Source organism: Sulfurihydrogenibium azorense Az-Fu1 (assembly GCF_000021545.1).
Classification (GTDB): domain Bacteria; phylum Aquificota; class Aquificia; order Aquificales; family Hydrogenothermaceae; genus Sulfurihydrogenibium; species Sulfurihydrogenibium azorense.
Genome location: NC_012438.1, coordinates 131,863 through 156,051 on the forward strand (window position 1 = coordinate 131,863; position 24,189 = coordinate 156,051).

Consider the following 24,189-nt stretch of genomic DNA (forward strand, 5'->3'; position numbering starts at 1 on the left):
GCTCTTAGACTTTATCGTGGTGTTTAGCTTCTCTTAATATTTTAAAAAAATCTTTTAACAGTTTTTCTGCTCTCTCGTCTGGAATGTAAGAATACTCTACTTTAAAAGGTAGTTTTTTATCATCAAATACAGTGTAATTACTTAAAACAGCTCCACCTTTTTCATCTTTTGCAAGAAATACAACCTTTTTAATACGAGCTTGCATAATCGCACCGGCACACATAAGACAAGGCTCTAAGGTCGTATATAAAACAGTATCATCTAATCTCCAGCTTTTAAGTTTTTTACAGGCTCTTTCTATTGCAACAATTTCAGCATGGTACAAAGCATTTTTTTTAGAGATTCTTAAGTTATAACCCTTGGATACAACCTTATCATCTTTTACTAAAACAGCTCCTACCGGAACTTCTCCCTTTTTTAGAGCTTTCTCAGCTTCTTTTATAGCTAACTCAATAAATTTTGTGTTAATTTCTTTCATGTTAAGTATCACTTAAATAATTTATGTTGATTTTCTACAATAGATCTTTTTTCCATAACAAACCTAAATTAAAAACTACCTTTAGAAGGGTTTCAGCTTCTGTAAAATTTAAATTTTAAAGCCTTTCATACTCAAAATAAACTATATTCCTCTTTTCTTTACTAAACTCTATCCCTACTAAATAAATCTCTTTGCAGCTGCCTATATACTTTTCATAATACTTCTTCTCTTTTATCTGGTTTAAAGCCTTTCCTTCACTATCTTTCTCTACTACCTTAAACTCTATGATGTAAGCTCTATCTTGATAAAATACTGTTAAATCTATCTTTCCTATGTTTGTTGTATCTTCTGCTTTTGTGTTTAACCCACTTCCGGTAAATAGTGCATATACCACAGATGCGTAAAATCCCTCATAGCTGTCTAAATCATTCTTCCTATACCAATCGTTTGGTATACTTGCAAAGAAGCTGTGTAGGGCTGTTTTTATCTTTTCTAAATCGTTCTCTTCTATAGCTTCTACTATACTGTTTTGAGCATCTTCCTTGTCTGATACTGATGGAAGTATATCTGATAGGAAAAAGTTGTTAAAACTTGATTTTACTTCAAAGTTTGGATAAGTGAGGATGTAGATAGTCCTTAATCCTAATTTTTTAGTTTCTCTTATGGTTAGATATCCTGTTTGAAAGAGTAAATTCTCAATCTTCAAAAAGTCTACATCAAGGTTGGCAAGTATCTCATCGTTTGCTTTTATTTCTTCAAGTTTTGGTAAAAATACTTTGTTATTTAAAATAAGCTTCATCAAAAATGTAGGAGTTCCAGTCTCAAACCAGTAAGGTCTAAATATTTTCTCACTTAAAAACAATAAAACATCAAAAGGATTGTAAACCTTTTCACCAAGCCAATTATAGCCGTTATACCAGTATTTTAGTTCTTCTAAGTTTACTCCTTCTAATCTATCTTTAAACACTGTTTCAAGCTCTGATTGAGTATATCCGCATATAGTTGCAAAGGTGGGAGAAAGGGTAATATCTTGAAGCTGATTTAAACCGCTAAATATGGATACTTTTGAAAATCGTGATACACCTGTTAAAAATACAAACTTTAAATACTGGTCAGAAGCTTTTAAAATACTGTAAAACTCTCTTAAAACTTCTCTTATTTCTAAAGCTTTTTCTATGTTTTCTATATTATCAAGTATCGGCTTATCGTACTCGTCTACAAGGACTACAACTTCTAAGTTGTATTTTTTATAAAGTTTTTTTATCAGTTCTTCAAATTTTAGATTTGGGTATGGCTTTTCTAAAGCTATGGAGTAATCTTCCCCTATATCCTGTAAAATACAGTCTAAAGACCCTTTAAAGTTTTCTACATTATCGTTAACTGTTTTACTTAAATCTAAATGAATTACAGGATATTTTTTCTCCCAGTTCCAGTTGTTCTCTAAATATGTCCCTTCAAACAAATGTAAATTTCCCAAGAAAGCCTGTTTTAGTGTGTCAACAAATAGGGACTTTCCAAATCTTCTTGGTCTGCTTAGGAAGTAGTATTTACCGTTATCTACAAGCTTTTTAACAAAAGGAGTTTTATCCACATAGTAGTAATTGTCTCTTCTTATAAATTCTAAAGTTGATATTCCTATTGGCAGCTTCTTCATTTTTTTACTCCTCTAAAGGGTTTTGGGAGTTATTATAACAGCTCCCAGCCCTTAAAGGTTTTTTAAGAGAATATGGGCTTTTTTAATTTCTCAGCCGGAGTATGTTAAGTATTATAATAATTTTTTAAAAAAGTTAAAGACACAGTAAACACCAAAATGGTAAAATATCTTATGATAATAACTTTCTGAGGTTTTTTATGGAAAAGGTGATTCTTGCTTTAGAAGATGGTCATTTTTTCTATGGATGGTCATTTTCTTCTCCTGTTAAAGAGACTGGAGGAGAAGTAATATTTAACACATCTATAACTGGCTACCAAGAAATCCTTACAGACCCTTCCTACAAAGGACAGATTGTCGTTATGACAGCTGCAGAGATAGGAAATTACGGTATAAATCCGGAAGATGACCAATCTGACAGAGTTTGGGTAAACGGTTTTGTTGTTAAAGACGTTCCAAACTTATATTCAAACTACAGGGCAACCCAAAGTTTAAAAGAGTATTTAGAAAAAAATAATGTCCTAGGAATTTTTGGTGTTGATACGAGAGCAATTGTTAGAATTTTAAGAACAAAAGGTGTAATGAAAGGTTATATAGGAGTTGGAGATATATCTCCTGCAGAAGCTGTAAGAAAGGCAAGGAGTATCCCTGATATATCAGAGCTAAACTTAGTTGCTGAAGTATCAAAGCCACAAATCTATAAGTGGACTCAAAAGAGCTGGAAATGGCCAGATGGATACCAAGACCAGACAGAGTTTCATTACAAAGTTGCAGTTTTAGACTATGGAGTAAAGAGAGATATATTAAGACTCCTTGCAGATAGAAACTTAGAGCTTGTATGTTTTCCATACAATGCATCAGCTGAAGAAGTCTTATCTATCAACCCTGATGGTATATTCTTATCTAACGGTCCCGGAGACCCAGCTGTTTTAACTTACCAGATACAACAGATAAAAAAGTTAATAGCATCTGAAAAACCTATATTTGGAATATGTCTTGGACATCAGCTTCTATCTTGGGCTTTTGGAAGTAGGACTTATAAGTTAGAGTTTGGGCATCATGGGGGAAATCATCCTGTAAAAAACCTAAAAACAGGAAGAGTAGAGATAACAGCACAAAACCACAACTACGCAACAGATGAGTCTAAATTGCCAGCCGACGTAGAGATAACCCATATAAACCTAAACGATAGCACCGTTGAAGGAATGAGACATAAAAACTACCCTGTATTTTCAATACAACACCACCCAGAAGCTGCACCTGGTCCCCACGACTCATTTTACATATTTGATGAGTTTTACAACCTTATAAAAGAGTGTAAAAAGTAATGAATCAAAAACTAAAAGAGAGATGGATACTTGGTTCTCTCTTACTTAACCTTTTTTTATCCGTTTTAAAGTTAGTCTTTGGACTTATCACAAACAGTTTAGGACTTATAGCAGAGGCTATTCACTCTTTCTCTGATTTAGTTGCATCTGTTATCTCATTTATCGGTGTAAAACTATCAGCAAAAAAGTCTGAAGACTTTCCTTACGGACTTTACAAAATAGAAAACATCGCAGCTTTAATAATATCGCTTTTCCTATTCCTTGCTGGGTATGAGATAATCAAAGAGGCCTTTTTCCATCACGAAGAAAGACAAGTCTCTAACCCCGAGTATGCCATAATCGTTATGGCTGTTGCCATGATTTTGACATTTTTTTACTCAAGATTTGAAAAACAAGCCGGAAAAAAGTTAAACTCACCTACCTTAATTGCAGATGCAGAACATATCTGGGCAGACTTTTTATCTTCTGTGATTGTTTTAATTGGTTTAATTGGAGTTTACTTTGGGTACAACATAGATAAATACGCAGCTGCTGTAGTATCTTTATTTATATTCCACAGCGGTTTTGAGATTATGAAAGACTCAATAAAAGTTCTATTAGACTTTACCCTTGAAAAAGAAGAGCTACAAAAAATAAAAAACATAGTTCTAAAGCACCCTGCAATAGTAGACATAAAAAGTATAAAAGGAAGGTCGGCAGGAAGTTATAAATTTTTAGAAATAGAGCTTCTTATGCACAATCTCTCCCTTAGAGAGGCACACAGAATAGTAGACGAAATAGCCCAGCAGATAAAAGAAAAAATACCTAACATAGACTCTGTTATTATTCATTACGAGCCTGCAAGACAGGAAGGTTTAAGAGTTGCATTCTTAACAGACAAAGAAGGAAACATTAAAGATTTTGAAACAGCCACTTACATGACTGTTTTTGACATAACTAAAGACTTTGAAATAGTAAGAAATCCACCTATAAAACTTTCAGATAATAAAAGCAAAATAATTGAAAACTCACGGGCAGACGTAATAGTATCTAAAAACCATCCCCTTGACTTTGGCATAAGGTTTTCACTTTCAAGGTCAAGTATAATGGTTTGGGAAACAGAGAAACAAAAAATTGAAGATGCATTGCAGGAAGTGATAAAATCTTGGAAAGAATTTATTAATAAAGAGGGAAAATCATGATAGGAAGAATTTTAGTAGGGTTAGATGGGTCTAAAAGTTCAAAAGTTGCAGGAGAATATGGAATATACTTATCAAAAAACTTAAAAAGACCTGTTGTAGGCGTTCACATTATAGACATAAGACTACTTGAAGGACCATTTTTAGCAGACATATCTGGAGGACTTGGATTTTCTACCTATGCTGACATTTTACCAAAAATAAAAGAAGTCTTAGAAGCAAAAGCAGAGGCTATACTTGATGAGTTCGCAGTAGAGTGTAGAGAGAAAGGTGGAGACTGTTCAATAGCTGAAGCTTACGGTATAGTGGTAAACGAGCTTGTAAATATGGCAGACCCAGAAGACATTATAATAGTAGGTAAAAAAGGTCAGCACCAAGGTTTTATGCCTCTACTACTTGGCTCCACTGCAGAGGCAGTTGCAAGAAAGTCTAACTGTCCTGTTATGATTACAGCTGATAACTTTAAAGAGATTAAAAATATTTTATTTGCTTTTGACGGCAGAGAAAAGTCAGTCCATGGAGCTGCATATGTAAACTATCTATCAAAACATCTAAATGTTAACTCTGTAAAAGTTATCTCAGTATTTGAAGATAAAGTAAAAGACTCTGAAAAGAAACAAGAGTTTGAAAGTAGGTTAAAAAATCTTTTAGAGGTGAACTTTGAGTTTGTAGATAAGTACGGAGAACCAGAAGAGATGATAGAAGAGTTTATAAATTCTAACAAAGATAGCTTAGACCTTGTTATTATGGGTGCGTACGGAGAAAGCCCCGTTAGAGAACTTATACTTGGAAGTACTACAAACTACATAACATCAAAATCTCCTATCCCAGTTTTACTTGTTAAGTAGAGGTAAAGATGGAAAGAGACTTTGGAGGATTTAAAGGTATTCTTATAATTGGTCTTGGACTGATAGGAGGGTCTTTAGCCCTTTCTTTAAAAAAAGAAGGATACAAAGGAAAAATATACGGATACGACCTTAATGAAAGTAGAATAAAGAAAGCGTTAGAGTTAAATGCAATTGATGAAGGTTTTAACAGATTAGAAAATGTACCTTGGAATGATATAGATTTAGTGATTCTATCTACACCTGTAAAAACCTTTGCAGACATAGCAAATAAAATAAAACCTTTCTTGAAAGATGATACAGTGGTAAGTGATGTTGGAAGTGTAAAAGGAGACCTTGTTGTAAAACTGTATGAAATTTTAAAACCTCACGTTTTTGTAGGAGTCCATCCAATAGCTGGAACAGAGAAAGAGGGAATAGAAAACGCAGTAGCAGACCTATTTAAAAATGCAAGACTTATACTAACACCTTTAGGAGAAGATAAAGAGAAAATAGAAAAAGTAGAAAAGTTATGGAAGGATATAGGTTCAAAAACAGAAGTTATGGACCCACACTTACACGACTTTGTATTTGCAAGTGTGTCTCACCTACCCCACGCTATAGCCTTTGCCCTTGTAGATAGTCTAATTACTCTATCAAAAGAGACAGGTATAGACCTTTTTAAATACCCAGGTGGAGGGTTTAAAGACTTTACAAGAATCGCTGCCAGTTCCCCAACTATCTGGAAAGATATATTCTTAGAAAACAAAGAAAATATCCTTCACACAATAGATGTATTCTTAAACTCCCTTGAAAAACTAAAAGATGCGATAAAAGAAGAGGACGAAAAAAAGATTTTAGAAATACTTTCAGAAAGCCGAGAAAAGAGACTATCATTAGGATAGCTGATTATTTGAAAATTTTTTAAGTTAGGCTAAAATTTATTATTTATAAAAATAAATAAAACTGGAGAAAGATGATTTTAGAAGAGATAAAGACTAAACAAGAAGAAATTATAGAAAAATGGAACAATTTAAAAGACATTTTAAAACCTGAAAAACTTCAGGAAGAGATAAAAGTGTTAGACAGTCAAATGGCAGACCCTAATTTTTGGAACGACCCTAAAAAAGCCCAAGAGATATCATCAAAAAGAAACTACCTTGGAGAAAAGTTAGAAGAAATCTTAAAAATAGATAAAAAAGTTAAAGACCTTCAAGATTACATTCAACTTCTTGAGATGGAAAAAGATGAAAGTTTATACACTGAAGTTGAAAAAGAGATAAATCATCTGGAAAAAGAGTTAGAAAGACTTGAGATAAGCAGTCTTTTATCAGACGAGATGGACTCTAAAAACGCAATACTCACCCTTCAAGCAGGCTCTGGAGGTGTAGAGGCTTGTGATTGGACTCAGATGCTTATGAGAATGTATCTAAGATGGGCAGAAGGTAAAGGTTTTCAAGTTGAGATAGTAGACTATCAACCAGATGATGTAGCAGGCATTAAAAGTGCAACGATAATAATAAAAGGTCCGTTTGCTTACGGTTATTTAAAAGGTGAGCAAGGAGTCCACAGGTTAGTTAGGATATCTCCTTTTGACGCAAATAAAAGAAGACATACTTCATTTGCAGCTGTATCAGTAATTCCAGAAATAGACGAAGAAATTAAAGTAGAGATAAATGAAGAAGACCTTAGAATAGACACATTTAGAGCTAGTGGAGCTGGAGGACAGCACGTAAACAAAACAGATTCAGCTGTAAGGATAACCCATATACCAACAGGTATAGTAGTAGCGTGTCAAAGTGAAAGGTCTCAACTCCAAAATAAACTAAAAGCTTTAAATATGCTAAAAGCAAAGCTTTATCAACTTGAGCTACAAAAACAGAAAGAAAAACAGAAAGAGTTAGAAGGCGAGAAAAAAGACATCACTTGGGGTAACCAAATAAGGTCTTACGTATTCCAGCCTTATCAGATGGTAAAAGACCTTAGAACAGGATACGAAGTAGGAAATGTAGAAGCTGTTATGGATGGTGATATAGACGGATTTATAGAAAGCTACCTTAAATGGAAGGCAAAAGAAAAAAATGATTAAGGAAAAAAATATAATAGTTTTACTGTCAGGTGGTATGGATAGTGCCACTTTACTTTGGCTTGCAAAACAAAACTTTGAAGAAGTTTACGCAATCTCTTTTATATACGGACAAAAACACAGTATAGAGATAGAGTACGCAAAAGAACTTGCCAAAATAGCTGACGTAAAACAGCATTTTATAGTTGAACTGCCCCATTTAAAACAACTTGGCAAAAGTGCACTTACAGACCCAAGTTTAGAAGTTCCTTCACAGGATTACACAGACCAACCACCAATTACAACAGTACCGATGAGAAATCTAACGTTTCTATCCATCGCAGCTGCCTTCGCAGACGTTTACGAGATAGAAAACATAGGAATAGGAATACACTCTTTAGACTCTCCCTATCCAGACTGTAGAGCAGAGTTTGCTTCCGCAGCTGAGGCAGCTATAAACGCAAGCTCTGTAATGGTTGCAAACAAAAAAAACAGAATTAAAATATACACCCCGTTTTTAGGAATGAGTAAGGTAGATATAGCAAAGTTAGGATACAAGTTAGGAGTTCCTTTTGAAAAAACTTACTCCTGCTACAAAGGAACAAACCCACCTTGTGGAGAGTGTGCAACCTGTAGACAGAGAGAAGAAGCTCTAAAATCTATAAAAGAGGATTAAGATTGAAGAAAGTTTTAATAGTAGAGTCCCCAAAAAAAGCAAAAGAGATATCCCATTACTTAGGAAAAGACTTTATAGTAAAAGCAACTGTAGGACACTTTAAAGACCTTCCAGAAGACGAGATGGGAGTAGATTTACAAACTTACCAACCAAAGTTCGTTATAAAGTCATCTAACCATAAAAAGATACTCTCAGAGATAAAAAAACTATCTCAAGACGCAGAGGTATACATAGCAACAGACCCGGACAGAGAAGGGTACGCTATAGGCTACTTTATGTGGGAAGAGCTAAAGAAAAAAGCAAAAACAGTAAAAAGAGCAGAGTTCCATGAAATAACAAAAGACCACATAGTAGAAAAGATAAAAGAAGCTGTAGACTTTGAAAAGACAAACTTTGGACTTTTCAACGCATTTTTAGGCAGAAGAGTAGGAGATAGGATAGTAGGTTATACACTGTCCCCAATAGCCTCAAGAGAGATAGGAGGAAGATTTAGTGTAGGAAGAGTCCAATCTCCGGCTGTCCGTCTCATAGTTGAAAGGGAAAGGGAGATACTTAACTTTAAACCCACTCCATACTACGTATTAACTGCTTTACTTGAAAAAGATGGTATAAAGTTTACTGCCTTATACGAAAAACAAAAGATAGAAGACAAACAAGAAGCTGAAAAGATATACCAAGATATAAAAGATGAAAAAACTGCGGCTGTAGAAAAAGTAGAGAAAAAGCAAATAAAACAAAGTCCAAAACCACCTTTTACCACTTCTACTTTGCAACAATCCGCAAACTCTGTTTACAGATTCCCACCAGAAAAGACTATGATGCTGGCACAAGACCTATTTGAAAGTGGACTTATTACTTACCATAGAACAGACAGCACAAGACTATCAGACCAAGCAATAACAGGTATAAGAAAACTGATAGAAAAAGAGTTTGGTAAAGAGTATTTACCAAAAAATCCAAGAGTGTATAAGTCAAAAAACACACAAGCAGACGCCCACGAAGCAATCAGGATAACTAACTTTGTCCCTTTAAAAGACCAAGAAGCACTTGTAAAAGAAAAAGGACTGTCTGAAGACCACTTTAAACTCCTTAAACTTATCTACGAGAGAACTGTAGCTTGCCAGATGGAAGATGCCGTTTTTGAAAGAACAAACATAACGTTAAAGATAAAGAACCACACATTTAAAGCAAGTGGTAGCATACTAAAATTCAAAGGATACAAAGCCGTTTACGACTTAGAAGAAGATGATGAAGAAAGTCAATCACTACCTAAGATAGAAAAAAATCAGCTAATAAACATACAATCTATAAACTTAGAAGAAAAGTTTACAAAACCACCCGCAAGGTACACAGAAGGAAGCCTTGTAAAAAAGTTAGAAGAGTTAGGAATAGGAAGACCTTCAACGTACGCAACCATAATAAAAACCATAAAAGAAAGAGGGTACGTAGTAAAAGAAGGATCAAGTCTAAAACCAACAGATTTAGCTTTTCATCTTGTTGACTATCTAAACCAAAAGTACAACTGGGTTATTGATTACAACTTTACCAAAAAGATGGAAGAGTTTTTAGACAAGGTAGAAGAAAATAAAAAAGATTGGAAAGAGTTTGTAAAGCATCTCCATCAAAAATCCGTCTCAACAACAAGATCAAAAGTATCTAAAAAGATGTTAGACTACGCAAAAGATTTAGCAAAAAAACATGGAAAAGATATAGACGCTATATTAGATGACCCACAAAAGTTAAAAGAGTTTATAAACGATCACGCAGATAAAAAACCATCAGAAAAACAGATAACTTACGCCAAATCACTATCAGAAAAAACAGGGCTACCCCTTACAGAAAAAGAGCTTTCAGACAAAAAACTACTAACAAAATGGATAAATAAAGCAAAAAAAGAAGCACTGAAAAATTATCAGTTGTCAGAAAAACAAAAAAATGTTTTAATAAAGTATGGAAGGGAAGATTTGATAGAAAAACCAGCAGAAGCTCTAAAGTTTATAGCAAGTAAGTTAAAAAGATTTAAGAAATAAAAAAGGGGCTGGGATAGCTCCCAGCCAGGTATGGAGGGGGAGGGAGGGGGATGCGAGATTAAGTAATTAAAATATATTATAATGCGAATATATTTAAAATGATAATCATCATATACGAGGTGAATGCATGATAGACAAAGACACAGTTGTAAAAGTTGCACAACTTTCTAAGTTGAAGTTAAACGAAAATGAGGTGAATTTATTTTCTAAACAGTTTAACGACATTATATCATTTGTAGAAAAGTTAAAAGAAGTTGACACGGAAGGTGTGCCACCATTTTACGAGCTAAACTTAGAAGAAGGCATTTACAGAGAAGATGAACCTCACCAGTCCATATCAAACGAAGAAGCTCTATCTAACGCACCACAAAAAGAAGGTGGATTTTTCATAGTCCCAAGAGTTGTAGGACAGTAAAAGGAGGTTTTTTAAATGACTGAAGAAAAAGATTTAGAAGCAAAGAAGAAAGCTTTAGAAAGTGCTATCTTACAGATAGAGAAAAGGTACGGGAAAGGGTCTTTAATGACACTATCTTCAGAAGGTGTAAAATCTGTTGAGGTAATACCATCTGGGTCTATATCACTGGATATAGCAACTGGTATAGGTGGAATACCAAAAGGTAGAGTGATTGAGATATACGGTCCTGAATCATCAGGGAAAACAACGTTAACTTTACACATAATAGCAGAAGCTCAGAAAAAAGGTGGTAAAGCAGTTTTCATAGATGCAGAACACGCCTTTGACCCTAAGTATGCAAAAGCAATCGGTGTAAATCTTGATGACTTAATCATCTCCCAACCAGATTACGGAGAACAAGCAATAGAGATAGCAGAGACATTAGTAAGAAGTAATGCTATTGATGTTATAGTCATAGACTCTGTGGCAGCTTTAGTTCCAAAGGCAGAGTTAGAGGGAGATATAGAAGACTCAAACGTAGGACTTCATGCAAGACTTATGTCTAAGGCAATGAGAGTGTTGAAAGGTGCAGTTAATAAAAGTAATACCGCCTTAATTCTTATAAACCAGATAAGAGAAAAAGTAGGAGTTATGTTTGGAAACCCAGAAACAACAACAGGTGGTAGAGCTATAAAGTTTTTTGCAGATATGAGAATGGAGGTAAGAAAGAGTGATTTAAAAACAGACGGAGAAAAGGTAGGAAGTAGAGTTAAAGTAAAAGTTGTAAAAAATAAACTTGCACCACCTTTTAAAGAAGCTGAGTTTGACGTTATATACGGAGAAGGCATATCAAAAGAAGGGGAGATATTGGACTTAGGAGAAGAGATTGGTGTTATAAAGAAAAGTGGATCTTGGTACTCTTACAAAGATGAAGACACAAAAGAAGAGATAAAACTTGGACAAGGTAGAGAAAAAGCAAGAGAGTTTTTAAAGCAAAACCCAGATGTTACCCAAAAAATAGAAAACCTCATAAAAGGGAGGTTATTAAATGGAACTTGATGCTGTTTTAACAGAAGCAGTAAAATCAGGAGCTTCTGACATACATCTAAAGATAGGTTCTAAACCTAAAATGAGAGTGAATACTATTTTAAGAGATATTCCCGGATTTGATACTATAACACCTCAAGATATGGTTGGTTTTGTTAATAAAATCCTTGAAAAGTCAGAAAACAAAAAAGCAGAACTTGTCAAAAGTGGTGAGGTTGATATATCTTACTCAATACACGGGTTAAGTAGATTCAGAGTTAACATATACAAGCAGAGGGGTACGTATGCAATAGCCCTAAGAGTACTTAAAACTGTTATACCTTCTCTTGAGTCTTTAATGCTTCCAGAAGTTATCAAAAAAATAGCAGAAGAGCCAAGAGGTTTAGTATTAGTTACAGGACCAACAGGTTCAGGTAAATCTACAACCCTTGCATCAATGCTTGATTATAGAAACGAAATTTTTGAAGAAACTATCATAACTATCGAAGATCCCATAGAATACATATTTAGAGATAAAAAAGCTTATATAGTTCAAAGAGAAGTTGATTTAGATACAAAGGATTTTTACACAGGATTAAGAGCTGCACTTCGTGAAGACCCTGATGTTATAATGGTTGGTGAGATGAGGGATTTGGAAACGATCCAAACTGCACTAAGGGCAGCTGAAACTGGACACTTTGTTTTATCAACACTTCATACACAAGACGCAAAAGACACAATCAGCAGGATAATAAACATGTTTCCCGCAGAAGAACAAAATCATCTTAGGATACTCCTTGCTGCTGTGCTAAAAGCCATCATATCCCAAAGACTTATACCAAGAAAAGACGGAAACGGGGTAGTGCCTGCTGTTGAGATACTAATAAACACAGGAGCAATAACAGATGCTATACAAAATCCAGATAAACTGTTTATGATTCAAGACTTAATGGAAAAAGGTAAAAAGCAGTACGGAATGCAAACTTTTGATCAGGCAGTTGTTGAGCTTTACGAAAAAGGTTTAATATCTTATGAAGATGCATTACTCTACGCTACAAACCCTTCAGATGTAGAATTAAAAATAAAAGGAATAACAACAGGAGAAGAAGAAACAGATTTTGGAACCTATGGATTCTAATGTCAAAAAATATGCTTACAAACTTTTATCAAGAAGAGACTACTTTAAAGAAGAGCTAAGAAACAAACTTTTGAGGAAAGGTTTCGAAGAGGAAAAAGTAGACGAAGTTATAAAACATTTAGAAAATCAAGGACTTTTAAACGATGAAAAACTGAAAGAAAGATACAAAGAGATTTACATAAACAAAGGTAAAAGTTTTGCAAAATTAAAAAACAGCCTTTTCAGAAAAGGCATTACAGAAATAGACCTTTCTGAAGAAGAAGAACTTAAGTCAGCTTTAAATCTTTTAAAAAAATCCTTTAAAAAAGAAAAAACTTTTGAGAATATGGTAAAATTTCTTAAGAACAGAGGATTTAGATACAGTGTTATTAAAAAAGCCATTGAAATAACCCTTAAAGAGGAAGAATGACTAAAATCCTACACTTAAAAGACCTTCCTATAACAGAGAGCACTGTTTGTACTGTAGGAAACTTTGACGGCTTACACTTAGGCCATAAAGAAATAATTAAAAAAGTAAAAGATATAGCAAAAAAAGAAAATTTAAAATCTTTAGTAATAACTTTCCATCCCCATCCAAGAAAAATACTAAATCCAAAAAAGTACAAATGTAGTATAGTAAACTTGGAAACGAAAATATACCTATTTAAAAAAGAAAACATAGATTATTTACTTATCGTAGAGTTTAATAAAGATTTTTACCAAAAGTCAGCATTTGAGTTTTTAAATTTTTTAAAAAATGCCCTTAAATGTAAAGTCTTGATAGTAGGAAAAGACTGGAAGTTTGGTTTCAAACAAGAGGGAGATATACAGTACGCAAAGAAGGTAGGAAGCTCCATTGGAATAAAAGTTATTCCGATTGAAGATATAAAATCAAACAGTAGTAGAATAAGTAGTAGTTTGATAAGAGAACTTTTATCAAAAGGAGAGTTAAAAAAAGTAGAAAAACTTCTTGGGAGAAGATACTTTTTAATAGAAAAGGTTGTTAAAGGAGATGGAAAAGGCAGAGAGATAGGATTTCCTACTATAAACCTTAAACCTGATGATGACCTATGTTTAAAAAAAGGAGTTTACGTAGGATACTTAGAAAAAGATGAAAAAGTATACAAAGCAGTTATAAATTACGGAAACAGACCAACCTTAGACGGAAAAAAAACCTTTATAGAAGTTCATCTTATAGAAGATAAAGTTGACCTAAAAACTGAAGAAGATTACGTAAAAGTTTACTTTATAGAGTATCTAAGAGAAGAAAAAAAATTTGAATCTGTAGAAGACTTAAAAAATCAGATAAAATTAGATATACAAAAAGCAAAAGAGGTTTTAGAAGTTGAAAAAGTGGTTTAGTATAATAATTTTACTCTTTTTATCACATTACTCATTTGCAAATCAGGTAAAACTTCCAGAAGTAGTATTCCCTATTGAGATAGTGTCCCAGATATTAGAAGAGAAAAAACCATTACCACCACCAAATAAGATAGAATTTCAACCACTTTACGATATCTTACAGATAAAACAGTATCTACCAATACAAAAACCTTACTCTGTAAAACTACCAGTCCTAACTATAGAAAAACCTACAGCATACTTAGGAATACCACCCTCTAACGCCCTACTTGCAGACAGTATAGACTACTTCCAAAGAGGAGACTTTATATTTGCCCAAGAAAACTTAAAAAAGTTTGTAGAAAAATACAAAGACCACAAATACCTATTTTACGCTTACTACTTACTTGGGTATATAAACTTTGAGTTTAAAAATTTTCAAGAGAGTATGGAAAATTTAGAAAAAAGTTGTACTTTAAACCCCCTTAAAGAAAACTGCCTATCTTACGCAATTACACTTATTATAAACAACAATTTAGACAAAGCAAAAGAAGTATTAGACAGCATAAACCAAGACCAAGATGTAAAATTTTATAAAATAGTGGTACAAACCCTAAAATCTAATCAACAAAACACACAAAAAATAAACTGTGATGATTTAGATGTAGGAAGTATTAGCTACTGTAAATACTTTTTAAAACATACTCTATTCTTAGTAGATAAGTATAAAGACTCTTTAGACTATACTTATAAAGGAGAAGACAAAAATCTTCAAAAAATCTCCACAATTTTAGATGGCTTTAACTACTACTTTTTAAAAGATTACACAAAAACAAAATACACCTTTGAAAAATTTTTAAGTAAAAACCTTTCTAACGATATTCTAACAAACTTAGCCTACTTTGGACTTGATTTAGTAGATACAAGCAAATCAAAAGATTACGCTCAAATTTTAGAGACGAGAGACACTTACCTAAGCTACTACCTTTATTTAAAGGTTATAAACAACTATGCATCGTCAAACAACTGGCTTGATACTTTCATACACATACAGAAAGTTTTAAACTTAACAGATAGAAATAAAGATAACTTAAGATTAGCATTGGCAGTAGCACTTTACAACATGAAAAATTACGAGTATGCCCTTAACATATTCAACGATTTAGCAAAAGAAAAAAATGATGAAGAAACATATTTTTACTGTGGACTTTCGGCTTATGCAGCAAAACTCTACAAAAAAGCCCAAGAATGTTTATTTAATATTATAGAAAGTAAGGATTTAGAAAGGAAAAAAACAGCTTTAACATACCTAGCAGAAATTTACTACATAACAGATGATGAAGAAAACTATATAAACATAGTCTCTTTACTTAAAGACATAGATGAAGACCTTGCATACAACTACCTTGGATGGTACTTCTTTAAAAATAAAGACTATCTAAACGCCTACAAATCCTTTAAAGACCCTTATATGAAAGCAGTCTCTTTATTTAACTACGGAGACGTTCAAAAAGCAAAAGAGTTGATCAATGGAAGAAATGACAGAAAATCTTTATTTCTGTCAGCTTACATAGATATAAAACAAGGAGATTTAGAATCTGCAAGGTCTAAACTAAAAGAGATAGCACAGCAGTACAACGATGAACTGGCAAAAAAAGCTATGTACCTTTACGCATACCTTTACTTCTCAGAAGGAAATTTCCAGCAAGCTATAAAAGAGTTTGAAAACTTTAGAAACACCTTTAAAGAAGATGATGTATACAACCAAAAAGCACTTTTAAGAATAGCAGACAGCTACTATAACTTGGGAGAAAAAGACCTTGCAAGAAGTATATACAAAGAGTTCATAGAAAAATATAAAGATAGAAAAGAAGCTGTAGATGCAGCTTACAACTTAGTTCTACTTGAAACAAAAGGAGAAAATCAAGAAAAGGATAAAATTATTGAAGACTTCATCTCTAAATATCCAGATTATCCACTTGTAAACACATTAAAACTTCAACTTGCATCTATCTACGAAGAAAAAGGAGAGATAGAAAAAGCCATTAAAATATACCAGCAACTGTCAAATTCTAACGATAAAGACTCTCTACTTGCCAAGTATAAGCTTGCTGAAATTTATGAAAAATCAGGTCAAAACGACAAAGCAAAAGAGATACTACTTAATATTATAAACTCACAAGACCAAGATATAAGATTTAAAAGCAGTCTACTTTTAGCTCAGATATACGAAAAAGAATCAAACCTTGACCAAGCAATACAAATTTATCAAAGTATATCAGACAACGATGACGTTAAATTTAAACTTTCTACAGTCCTTATTCAAGCAGGAAGGTACAACGAAGCCCTTAATTACCTAAAAGAACTTTTAGACAAGTACCCAGAAAAGTCTACTGAAATATCTTTTTATATAGGTAAGATAAAGTTTCTACAAGGATTAAACGACGAAGCTTTAAACTACTTAGAAGTATCAATAAAGTCTCAAAACTACACAGTTGCATCAGAAAGCTACTTTCTAATTGGAGAGATATACAACAGTAAGAAAGATTTAAATAAAGCTTTAAACGTATACTTAAACGCTATATACACAAACCCCCAACTAAACAATACAACAGCCCAAGCAAGATTAAAAGCAGCTGACATTTTAATAAAAGCAGAAAAAAGGAAAGAAGCATCTTGCCTACTTACACCACTACTGGATTATAATAATGAAGATATAAAAGCAACTGTAAAAGAAAAACTAAAGAATTTACCAAAGTGTTTAAGGTAGGAAGATGAAAAGGGAAGATATGGTAGTAGCAGGAAAATTACATTCAACTCATGGAGTAAAAGGAAATCTAAAGTTAGAGCTTTTTCACGAAAAAATAAGACTCCCAAACATAGTTTATGTAGAAGACGAAGAAACAAAAAAGTTAGTTCCATTAGAGATAGAATTTATAGACAGAGTAAAAAAACTTATAAAGTTTAAAGGATACGATACCCCAGAAAAAGCAAAAGAGATATCCCAAAAACTTATATACATACCCCAAGAGAACCTGCCAAAGCTAAATAAAGATGAGTACTACATATTCCAGATAGAAGGTTGTGAGATTGTATTTAAAGACAAAATAGTTGGGAAAGTTGAAAAAGTCGATGACAGACTTCCACAAGTCTATCTAATTATAAAATGTAAAGACGATAAAATTAGGTATTTACCTTTTATAAACCAGTTTGTAAAAACCGTTGATGTTGAAAACAAAAAGATAATCATAACACCTCCTGAAGGATGGTTTAGCCTGTAGATGAAAATACTACACAGGTACATCCTAAAAAACTTTTTTAAAAAGTTTATAATCTTAATAGGACTTTTTTCTATTGTGATAACTTCATCTCAGCTCCTTCACCTTCCAAACTTTGCCTACAGTATGAATTTAATAGACTTTTTACAGCTCCTTGTTATGATAGATATATCTTTCCTAAAGTACCAAATTTTGTTTGGATTTTTTATCGCTTGGCTCTTAGTAGGAGTAAGTATAAGAGAAAATAATGAGATATACGCTGTATACTCATTAGGAGTATCTCAAAAAGAGCTTTTAAAACCAGTTTTTATAACAACTACACTTTTTACAGCTTTAGCACTAATAGTATCAATCACACTTATACCTTATGCAAATCAAGAAAGATCAAAGTTTTTAACTTTAAAAGTAAAAAATTACATTTTAGAAAGCATCCAGCCTAAAAACTTCTCAAAAATAAATGAAAATATATCAGTTTACACTGAAAGTAAAGAAAATAGCACCTTACACAAAATTATAATATATAACAAATCAAATAAATACCTAATAACAGCAAAAGAAGGAATATTCTTCCAAGATAAAGTTGTGCTAAAAGATGGATACATTCACATTCCTTCAGAAAAGTCATTCAGCGTTATAAAGTATGAAAAATACAGCTTCAGTTTAGATACTTCTTATGTAAAAGAGATTCCTCTTGAAGATTACAAAACATCTCAGCTTATCAACGTGTTCTTTTCAAAAGAAAAAGATTACCAAAAAGCTTACTCTGTACTGATTGATAGAATATTTTTCCCAATTCCGTTTATCTTTATAGGTTTTATTGGTTTTTTACTTGGATTGAATTTCTCAAAATCTAAAGAAACTCTTTTATCTTTAGTTATCTCAATTTCTATACTTTACATGGTCATAAACTACCTATTTATAAGAGTTATAGAGAAAAATACCTTTATATCCTTTGTTTATCTTTTAGTCTTAATTTTACTTTTTAGCGGTATTTTAAGATTTGTCTGGAAAAAATCAGAGTAAAGCCTATATTTATTTACTGAAAAAATAAAATAAAAAGGTTTAAAGATGTTAACAGTAAGAAAACCAGCTGTTGCAAATCTATTTTATACAGGAGATAAAGAAAGACTTTACTACACAGTAAAGAGTTATATTGAAAAAGCTCCCCTCTACCCTTATAAACCAGAAGGTTTAATATCTCCCCATGCCGGCTATATGTACAGTGGTATAGTTGCAGGTGTTTCTTATAAACAACTTTTAAATTTAGATTTAGATAAACATTACACATTTTTACTTATTGGACCTTCTCATTACGTTTATTTACAAGGTATCTCTTTTGGATACTACGACTTTTGGCAAACACCCCTTGGAAACGTAAAGGTAGCAAAGGAAAAGATAGAAGCTTTTATTAAATCTTATCCAAATTTCCCTATCACCTTAAACACTTTACCCCATCAAAAGGAACACTCTTTAGAGGTTCAAGTACCTTTTTTACAGGTAATTATGAAAAACTTTGATATAATTCCTGTTGTCTATGGAGATATAGATAGTATTTACGTTAAAAAAGTCATAGATTTCTTTAAAGATGAAAATACGGTTGTAATAATCAGCTCCGATTTGAGCCATTACTATCCAGATAGTATTGCAAGGGAGATTGATAAAAACTGTCATATAGCAGTTGAAAGATTAAATGAAACATACCTTGAAAACTGTGAAGCTTGTGGAAAAATAGGAATAGAAGCGATGATAAAGTATGCAAAAGAAAATGGATTAAAAGCAAAGATGTTAGATTATAAAACATCTGGAGATACAGGAGGAGATTATAGTAGTGTCGTTGGATATGGAAGTTATATCTTTTATAAGTGAAGAAGAAGGCAAATTTTTACTTAAATTAGCGAGAAAATCTATAGAGTATTATTTAACCTATAGGTCTATTTTGCCTATTGATGAAAGAGATATACCATTTGATAATTTAAAAAGAAAAGGAGCTTCTTTTGTAACTATAGAAACCAAGTATGGAAATTTAAGAGGTTGTATAGGTTCAATAATTCCATATAGACCATTATACGAAGATGTGGTACATAACGCGGTATCAGCTGCAGTATCAGACCCAAGATTTCCACCTTTAACGTTAGAGGAACTTCCTAACGTTAAAATAAAGGTATCTGTGCTGACATATCCAAAACCACTTATTTATAAAGACTGGAAAGATTTACTTGAAAAATTAAAACCATTTGAAGATGGAGTGATAATAAAGTATAAAAATCACAGTGCTACATTTTTACCAGATGTATGGGAAGAAATCCCAGAAAAAGAGTTGTTTTTATCCCATCTATGCTTAAAGGCAGGATTACCACCAGATTTTTGGAAAACAGGACTGTTAGAAGTATACACCTACAAGACCATCCGTTTTAGTGAGTAATAAGATAAATACTTGTCTATTCTAAAGCCTCTTTTAAGAAGAGTTATTATATTTTTAAATGTTAATAAATCTTTTTCTTTAAAACTTTGCAATATATACTTCCAACCTTTAGGTAAATCTCCATACCTTAAGTACATATCGCCAAGATGAAACTTTATATAGTTAATATACTTGTCAGGAATTAAATTTTTATACTTTTTATAAATCAAAACAGTATTTAAAAGCATATCCAAGTTTTTTTTACTTGTTCTACCTGAATGTTCTCTTATCTTTACTTTGTTGTTATCCAAAACTTTAATCTTAAAGCCCAATAGAAAACTTCTTACAAACAACTCCCAATCTTCTCTATAACTTAAATTCTCATCGTACATTAAAAAGCTGTTCCTATTAAACCCTGATGCAGAAGGATAACCAATGTTCCCTGAAAAAATAATTTTTCCAACATCTTCTGGAAGTTTTTTAGATGACACCCTTTTGATATTTCCATTTGAATCTATAAATGTTCGTGGAAAGCTGTAAACTATGTCGTTATCGGTTAAATATTTGACACTTTCACTTATATAGTCCTTATCCCATTCATCATCGTAATCTAAAAAAAATATATACTTTCCAGAAGATATACTATAGCCTTTATTTCTACTGTAAGACCTTTCCATATTTTTAGGATTTTTATAGTAGATAATTTTCTTTGACTTAATTTCATTTCTAAAATTTTCAAAAATAACCTTTTCCGTACTGTCTGTAGACGCATCGTTTACAACAACTATCTCTAAATCTTTAAATGTTTGATTCAAAACACTGTTTATAGACTCTTTTATATACTTTTCTCCGTTGTAGACAGGAATAATTACACTAACTTGTGGCACTGTTTTTTCTCCTTGATAAACTAACAAACGAAAATTATATATCATTTCTAACAAAAATCATTTATTATTAAAAAACAAACATCTAAAATAATCAAAAATCTTTTTAGGAGGAGCTGTAAGATGGCAGAGTTTAGACACGTTTTTGTATGTATGCAGAGAAAACCACCGGGAATGCCTTCTTGTGGTGATAAAGGTTCAGATCAAATTTTTATGAAATTCCAAGAAGCTCTCATGACAAAAGGACTTTTTAACAAGATGGCTGTTACTGCAACTGGATGTTTAGGTCCTTGTATGTTCGGTCCAAACGTCGTTGTTTACCCGGATGCTATATGGTACGGCAATGTAACCCCTGCAGATGTTGAAGAAATCATTCAAAAACACATAATAGAAGGTCAACCAGTAGAAAGACTAATAGTATCAAAAGGTAAACCACCCGGAATGTTCTAAATCTCTATCAGGGCAGTTTTACTGCCCTGATTTTCCTCTTTAAGCATTCTCTATTACAACTTCCACTGTCAATAAACTGTTTACAACCTGTTGATAGAATGTTTATAACCTGTTCATAACTTGTTGATAAGTTGTCGACAACCTGTTGACAACCTGTTGATAACCTGTCGACAACTTGTTAATAACTGCCGGTTATACTAATTAATTTCTAAAGTTATCAACAAGTTATCAACAAAAAACCTATAAAAATTTTTAATAAAATTTCAAATACTTGTAAAAACATATTAAGTTAAGTCGTTGAAAAATAATTAAAAAGTTATCAACAAGTTATCAACAGACAATTTTACACTTTAAATTACTGATATATAGATATTCTCGTAAAAGTTATCAACAATTTTCGCCATCTATTATTCTTATTATTTATTATTTATTTAACTAAATATAAAATGATAAAATAATAAAAAGAAAAATAAATAAATAAGGTTAAAAAATGCTTGAAAATTTAAAAAAGGAGCTAAGTAATTTAAAAGAAAAAGTTAATATAAGGTACAATACATTTGAAGAAGATGATTTTGAGAAATTTTTAAAAGAGATTTCTCAAGAAAACAGTTCTATAAAATTACAAAAAGATACTTTTTTAGGTGAGAAACCTATATTTTTAATTGAAAAAGATAAAATATCTATCAAATTTTTGGGAAAAGTTTCAGGTGGAGAAGTTAAATCGTTTTTAGACAGCATAAAAATAGTAGCAAATAATGAGTATCATATATCAAGTAGAATTTTAGAGTTTGCTCAGGAGATAGATAAACCTGTAGATATTAAAGTTTTTACTACAAACTCTTGTGGATGGTGTCATCCTGCCATTTTAAAAGCTGTAAGTTTTTCTGTCGTTAATCCAAATATCAAAGTTAGTATAATAGATTGTTATTCTTTTCCTGAATTGGCTATGAAGTATAATGTATCGGCTGTTCCAAAAATAGTTATAAACGATAAGGTAGAGTTTGTTGGTGCTAGAGATGACAATGAGTTTTTTGGATATATAGTCAAAGCTTTAGGAGAAGTGTGAAAGTTGATAGAAATTGGACTGCTTGGTTCTACTGGTTCCGTAGGTACTCAGGTTTTAGATATTGTAAGAAAAAATAAAGATAAAATAAAAGTAAAACTCTTAGGAGCTTCAAAACCATCTGAGAAACTTTTATCCCAGATAAAAGAGTTTAATCCACGTTATGTGTACATTGAAAGTGGAGAGCTCCTAAATTTTAAAAATACAAAAGTGTTTGTTGGTGAAAATAGTCTTGATTTTTTAAGAGATTTAGATTTAGACCTTTTTATAATAGCCATAGCCGGAGTGAAAGGAATAAAACCTACTTATATACTACTTGAAAGTAATAAAAAGGTTGCTACGGCTAACAAAGAAGCTATAATATGTTTAGGAGAGTTAGAAAAAGATAAGTATAAAAACATAATACCGATAGACAGTGAACATTCTGCCATATTCCAGATAATAGATAGAAAACCATTAGATGATGTAAGAAGAATAATACTAACAGCTTCAGGTGGACCTTTTTTAAATCTACCTTTAAAAGAACTTGAAAATGTTACTATAGACCAAACCCTTAACCATCCAAGATGGAGTATGGGAAAAAAGATATCTGTAGATAGTGCTACATTGATAAACAAAGGATTTGAAGTTATAGAAGCTCACTACCTCTTTAACATACCTTACGAAAAAATAGATGTGGTAATACATCCTGAGAGTATAATTCACGGTATGGTAGAGTACATAGACGGAACTGTTGTAGCTAACATGTCTAACCCTGATATGAGAATTCCTATATCTTACGCCATCTTTTATCCTGAAAGAAAGTATATAAATAACAATTATTTAGATTTCACAAAATTAAAAAGTCTAAATTTTTTAACTCCTGATTATAAGAAGTTTCCACTTTTAAAAGTAGCTATAGAGTGTGGGAAGAAGGCAGGTGTGTATCCAACAGCTCTAACAATGGCAGATGAAGTTGCTGTAAACCTTTACTTACAAGGTAAGATAAAGTTTTTAGATATATACAAAATAGTTATAGAAGTTATAGAAAGTGTAAAAAATGACAAGATAAATAGTATTCAAGACCTCTTAGAATTTATTAAGTACGTTGAAAAATACTCATTATTGATAGCCGAAAAATATGGAAGTTCTTGATTACCATAAACTTAAAATATTCAAAACAGTAGCTGACTTAAAGAGTTTTTCAAAAGCAGCTGAGATACTTTTTTTATCTCAGCCTACAGTCACACTTCAAATAAAGAAGATTGAAAACTATTTAGGTGTTACCCTCTTTCAAAGAAAAAAGAATCAACTTGAACTTACAGAAGAAGGAAAGATACTTTATCGTTATGCATCTAAAATATTAGATGACTATACTCAACTTGAAAACGAGATATCTTCATTGCTTTCTTTATCTAAATCATTTTTGTTTATCGGTGCAAGCTCTACAATAGGTGAATACTATTTACCAGAGATTTTGTCGGATTTTTATAAAGAAAATCCAGATATAAAGGTCAACCTATTTGTTGGAAACTCAAAAGAAGTGGCAGATGGTGTTTTATCTAAAGTTTTTAATATAGGTCTTGTTGAAGATAACATTGAGTCAAATAAGTTTGATATAAGACCATTTTGTATCGATGAGATTATTTTGATAGCTTCTGCAAAAAACAATGTACCTGAAGTTCTAAAAATAGATGATTTAAAAAAGTTTAAATTTGTGTCAAGGGAAGTAGGGTCAGGAACGAGGAATGTGGTTGAAGAAGCTCTCGGAACAGATTTAAATACAGTTATGGAAGTGTCAAGTTCTAAAGCCATCGTTAATATAGTAGAGAATACAGATTTTTTAGCCTTTGTGTCAAAGCTTGTTGCTTTAAAATCTTTAAGTGAAGGTTTTATTAAATCTATAAATATAGAAAATGTGAGTATAAAAAGAAAATTCTCAATTATCACTCAGAAGAATGTAAGACTATCTTTTATTGAAAATAAATTTTTTGTATATCTTTGTAAAAAGGGGTGCATTTAACAC

24 protein-coding genes are annotated in these 24,189 nt (G+C 32.1%); 21 read left to right on the plus strand and 3 right to left on the minus strand.

All coding sequences use genetic code 11. The features are described from left to right. Positions 1-4: 4 nt before the first annotated feature. Together SULAZ_RS00745 and SULAZ_RS00750 are read right to left on the minus strand one after the other, a co-directional pair. Complete coding sequence (locus SULAZ_RS00745) at positions 5-478, minus strand: nucleoside deaminase (RefSeq protein WP_012674170.1); 474 nt, start codon at positions 476-478, stop codon at positions 5-7. A gap of 115 nt (positions 479-593) precedes the next feature. Next, positions 594-2,132, minus strand: coding sequence for an ATP-binding protein (locus SULAZ_RS00750; RefSeq protein ID WP_012674905.1), 1,539 nt, complete (start codon positions 2,130-2,132; stop codon positions 594-596). 197 nt (positions 2,133-2,329) lie between these two features. Here SULAZ_RS00750 and carA point away from each other — a divergent pair, with 197 nt between their 5' ends. The 17 genes from carA (at position 2,330) to amrA (ending at position 19,808) form a co-directional block, all read left to right on the plus strand. Then, complete coding sequence (carA, locus tag SULAZ_RS00755; RefSeq protein ID WP_012674008.1) at positions 2,330-3,457, plus strand: glutamine-hydrolyzing carbamoyl-phosphate synthase small subunit; 1,128 nt, start codon at positions 2,330-2,332, stop codon at positions 3,455-3,457. Next, complete coding sequence (locus tag SULAZ_RS00760) at positions 3,457-4,638, plus strand: cation diffusion facilitator family transporter (protein WP_012675096.1); 1,182 nt, start codon at positions 3,457-3,459, stop codon at positions 4,636-4,638. The genes carA and SULAZ_RS00760 overlap by 1 nt, the downstream gene beginning before the upstream one ends. Continuing rightward, a complete protein-coding gene (locus tag SULAZ_RS00765) occupies positions 4,635-5,483 on the plus strand; it encodes a universal stress protein (protein WP_012674150.1) in 849 nt (282 codons plus the stop codon). Before SULAZ_RS00760 ends, SULAZ_RS00765 begins: the two co-directional genes overlap by 4 nt. An 8-nt stretch (positions 5,484-5,491) precedes the next feature. After that, positions 5,492-6,364, plus strand: a complete 873-nt coding sequence (locus tag SULAZ_RS00770; protein ID WP_012674747.1) for a prephenate dehydrogenase — start codon at positions 5,492-5,494, stop codon at positions 6,362-6,364. Positions 6,365-6,435: 71 nt separating this feature from the next. After that, positions 6,436-7,548 (plus strand): peptide chain release factor 2, encoded by a 1,113-nt coding sequence (gene prfB / locus SULAZ_RS00775; RefSeq protein ID WP_012674642.1) that lies wholly within the window; start codon positions 6,436-6,438, stop codon positions 7,546-7,548. Continuing rightward, positions 7,541-8,200 (plus strand): 7-cyano-7-deazaguanine synthase QueC, encoded by a 660-nt coding sequence (queC, locus tag SULAZ_RS00780; protein ID WP_012675050.1) that lies wholly within the window; start codon positions 7,541-7,543, stop codon positions 8,198-8,200. Before prfB ends, queC begins: the two co-directional genes overlap by 8 nt. A gap of 2 nt (positions 8,201-8,202) precedes the next feature. Next, positions 8,203-10,230: a type I DNA topoisomerase gene (topA, locus tag SULAZ_RS00785; protein ID WP_012674102.1), complete on the plus strand. Its 2,028-nt coding sequence runs from the start codon at positions 8,203-8,205 to the stop codon at positions 10,228-10,230. A gap of 127 nt (positions 10,231-10,357) precedes the next feature. After that, positions 10,358-10,645: an Asp-tRNA(Asn)/Glu-tRNA(Gln) amidotransferase subunit GatC gene (gene gatC, locus SULAZ_RS00790; protein ID WP_012674358.1), complete on the plus strand. Its 288-nt coding sequence runs from the start codon at positions 10,358-10,360 to the stop codon at positions 10,643-10,645. A 15-nt stretch (positions 10,646-10,660) separates the two neighbouring features. Beyond that, on the plus strand, positions 10,661-11,683 hold the full coding sequence (gene recA, locus SULAZ_RS00795; protein ID WP_012674242.1) for a recombinase RecA: 1,023 nt from the start codon (positions 10,661-10,663) through the stop codon (positions 11,681-11,683). Further along, entirely contained in the window at positions 11,673-12,788 is a 1,116-nt protein-coding gene (locus SULAZ_RS00800; RefSeq protein ID WP_012674626.1) for a type IV pilus twitching motility protein PilT, read from the plus strand. The genes recA and SULAZ_RS00800 overlap by 11 nt, the downstream gene beginning before the upstream one ends. Then, positions 12,778-13,197, plus strand: a complete 420-nt coding sequence (locus tag SULAZ_RS00805) for a regulatory protein RecX (protein ID WP_012673672.1) — start codon at positions 12,778-12,780, stop codon at positions 13,195-13,197. The genes SULAZ_RS00800 and SULAZ_RS00805 overlap by 11 nt, the downstream gene beginning before the upstream one ends. Beyond that, positions 13,194-14,129, plus strand: coding sequence for a bifunctional riboflavin kinase/FAD synthetase (locus SULAZ_RS00810; protein WP_012673990.1), 936 nt, complete (start codon positions 13,194-13,196; stop codon positions 14,127-14,129). The genes SULAZ_RS00805 and SULAZ_RS00810 overlap by 4 nt, the downstream gene beginning before the upstream one ends. After that, entirely contained in the window at positions 14,113-16,878 is a 2,766-nt protein-coding gene (locus SULAZ_RS00815; RefSeq protein ID WP_012674769.1) for a tetratricopeptide repeat protein, read from the plus strand. Before SULAZ_RS00810 ends, SULAZ_RS00815 begins: the two co-directional genes overlap by 17 nt. Positions 16,879-16,882: 4 nt before the next feature. Continuing rightward, positions 16,883-17,389, plus strand: a complete 507-nt coding sequence (gene rimM, locus SULAZ_RS00820; protein ID WP_012673561.1) for a ribosome maturation factor RimM — start codon at positions 16,883-16,885, stop codon at positions 17,387-17,389. Beyond that, positions 17,390-18,409, plus strand: coding sequence for an LptF/LptG family permease (locus SULAZ_RS00825; protein ID WP_012674456.1), 1,020 nt, complete (start codon positions 17,390-17,392; stop codon positions 18,407-18,409). It begins immediately after the preceding gene. A 45-nt stretch (positions 18,410-18,454) separates the two neighbouring features. Continuing rightward, a complete protein-coding gene (gene amrB / locus SULAZ_RS00830) occupies positions 18,455-19,252 on the plus strand; it encodes an AmmeMemoRadiSam system protein B (protein WP_012674092.1) in 798 nt (265 codons plus the stop codon). After that, a complete protein-coding gene (gene amrA / locus SULAZ_RS00835) occupies positions 19,215-19,808 on the plus strand; it encodes an AmmeMemoRadiSam system protein A (RefSeq protein ID WP_012674723.1) in 594 nt (197 codons plus the stop codon). Before amrB ends, amrA begins: the two co-directional genes overlap by 38 nt. Here amrA and SULAZ_RS00840 read toward each other — a convergent pair. Continuing rightward, positions 19,781-20,701, minus strand: coding sequence for a glycosyltransferase family 2 protein (locus SULAZ_RS00840; protein WP_228357451.1), 921 nt, complete (start codon positions 20,699-20,701; stop codon positions 19,781-19,783). The genes amrA and SULAZ_RS00840 overlap by 28 nt on opposite strands. Positions 20,702-20,794: 93 nt before the next feature. Between SULAZ_RS00840 and SULAZ_RS00845 the strand changes: the two genes are divergently transcribed. From SULAZ_RS00845 to SULAZ_RS00860, 4 genes are all read left to right on the plus strand, one after another. Next, positions 20,795-21,121 (plus strand): (2Fe-2S) ferredoxin domain-containing protein, encoded by a 327-nt coding sequence (locus tag SULAZ_RS00845; protein WP_012674852.1) that lies wholly within the window; start codon positions 20,795-20,797, stop codon positions 21,119-21,121. Between the two features lie 490 nt (positions 21,122-21,611). Then, the gene (locus tag SULAZ_RS00850; protein ID WP_012674476.1) at positions 21,612-22,187 is read left to right on the plus strand and encodes a thioredoxin family protein; all 576 of its coding nucleotides are present in this window, start codon (positions 21,612-21,614) and stop codon (positions 22,185-22,187) included. A gap of 3 nt (positions 22,188-22,190) precedes the next feature. Next, entirely contained in the window at positions 22,191-23,318 is a 1,128-nt protein-coding gene (gene dxr, locus SULAZ_RS00855) for a 1-deoxy-D-xylulose-5-phosphate reductoisomerase (RefSeq protein ID WP_012673775.1), read from the plus strand. Further along, a complete protein-coding gene (locus SULAZ_RS00860) occupies positions 23,305-24,186 on the plus strand; it encodes a LysR family transcriptional regulator (protein ID WP_012674304.1) in 882 nt (293 codons plus the stop codon). The genes dxr and SULAZ_RS00860 overlap by 14 nt, the downstream gene beginning before the upstream one ends. The last annotated feature ends 3 nt before the right edge of the window (positions 24,187-24,189 follow it).

Coding starts and splice junctions, on each gene's coding strand:
- SULAZ_RS00850 (WP_012674476.1), top strand. CDS start 21,612: ATGCTTGAAAATTTAAAAAAGGAGCTAAGTAATTTAAAAGAAAAAGTT.
- SULAZ_RS00845 (WP_012674852.1), top strand. CDS start 20,795: ATGGCAGAGTTTAGACACGTTTTTGTATGTATGCAGAGAAAACCACCG.
- queC (WP_012675050.1), top strand. CDS start 7,541: ATGATTAAGGAAAAAAATATAATAGTTTTACTGTCAGGTGGTATGGAT.
- prfB (WP_012674642.1), top strand. CDS start 6,436: ATGATTTTAGAAGAGATAAAGACTAAACAAGAAGAAATTATAGAAAAA.
- SULAZ_RS00765 (WP_012674150.1), top strand. CDS start 4,635: ATGATAGGAAGAATTTTAGTAGGGTTAGATGGGTCTAAAAGTTCAAAA.
- SULAZ_RS00800 (WP_012674626.1), top strand. CDS start 11,673: ATGGAACTTGATGCTGTTTTAACAGAAGCAGTAAAATCAGGAGCTTCT.
- rimM (WP_012673561.1), top strand. CDS start 16,883: ATGAAAAGGGAAGATATGGTAGTAGCAGGAAAATTACATTCAACTCAT.
- SULAZ_RS00805 (WP_012673672.1), top strand. CDS start 12,778: ATGGATTCTAATGTCAAAAAATATGCTTACAAACTTTTATCAAGAAGA.
- recA (WP_012674242.1), top strand. CDS start 10,661: ATGACTGAAGAAAAAGATTTAGAAGCAAAGAAGAAAGCTTTAGAAAGT.
- SULAZ_RS00810 (WP_012673990.1), top strand. CDS start 13,194: ATGACTAAAATCCTACACTTAAAAGACCTTCCTATAACAGAGAGCACT.
- SULAZ_RS00825 (WP_012674456.1), top strand. CDS start 17,390: ATGAAAATACTACACAGGTACATCCTAAAAAACTTTTTTAAAAAGTTT.
- gatC (WP_012674358.1), top strand. CDS start 10,358: ATGATAGACAAAGACACAGTTGTAAAAGTTGCACAACTTTCTAAGTTG.
- SULAZ_RS00770 (WP_012674747.1), top strand. CDS start 5,492: ATGGAAAGAGACTTTGGAGGATTTAAAGGTATTCTTATAATTGGTCTT.
- amrB (WP_012674092.1), top strand. CDS start 18,455: ATGTTAACAGTAAGAAAACCAGCTGTTGCAAATCTATTTTATACAGGA.
- SULAZ_RS00750 (WP_012674905.1), bottom strand. CDS start 2,132: ATGAAGAAGCTGCCAATAGGAATATCAACTTTAGAATTTATAAGAAGA.
- carA (WP_012674008.1), top strand. CDS start 2,330: ATGGAAAAGGTGATTCTTGCTTTAGAAGATGGTCATTTTTTCTATGGA.
- SULAZ_RS00860 (WP_012674304.1), top strand. CDS start 23,305: ATGGAAGTTCTTGATTACCATAAACTTAAAATATTCAAAACAGTAGCT.
- SULAZ_RS00745 (WP_012674170.1), bottom strand. CDS start 478: ATGAAAGAAATTAACACAAAATTTATTGAGTTAGCTATAAAAGAAGCT.
- SULAZ_RS00760 (WP_012675096.1), top strand. CDS start 3,457: ATGAATCAAAAACTAAAAGAGAGATGGATACTTGGTTCTCTCTTACTT.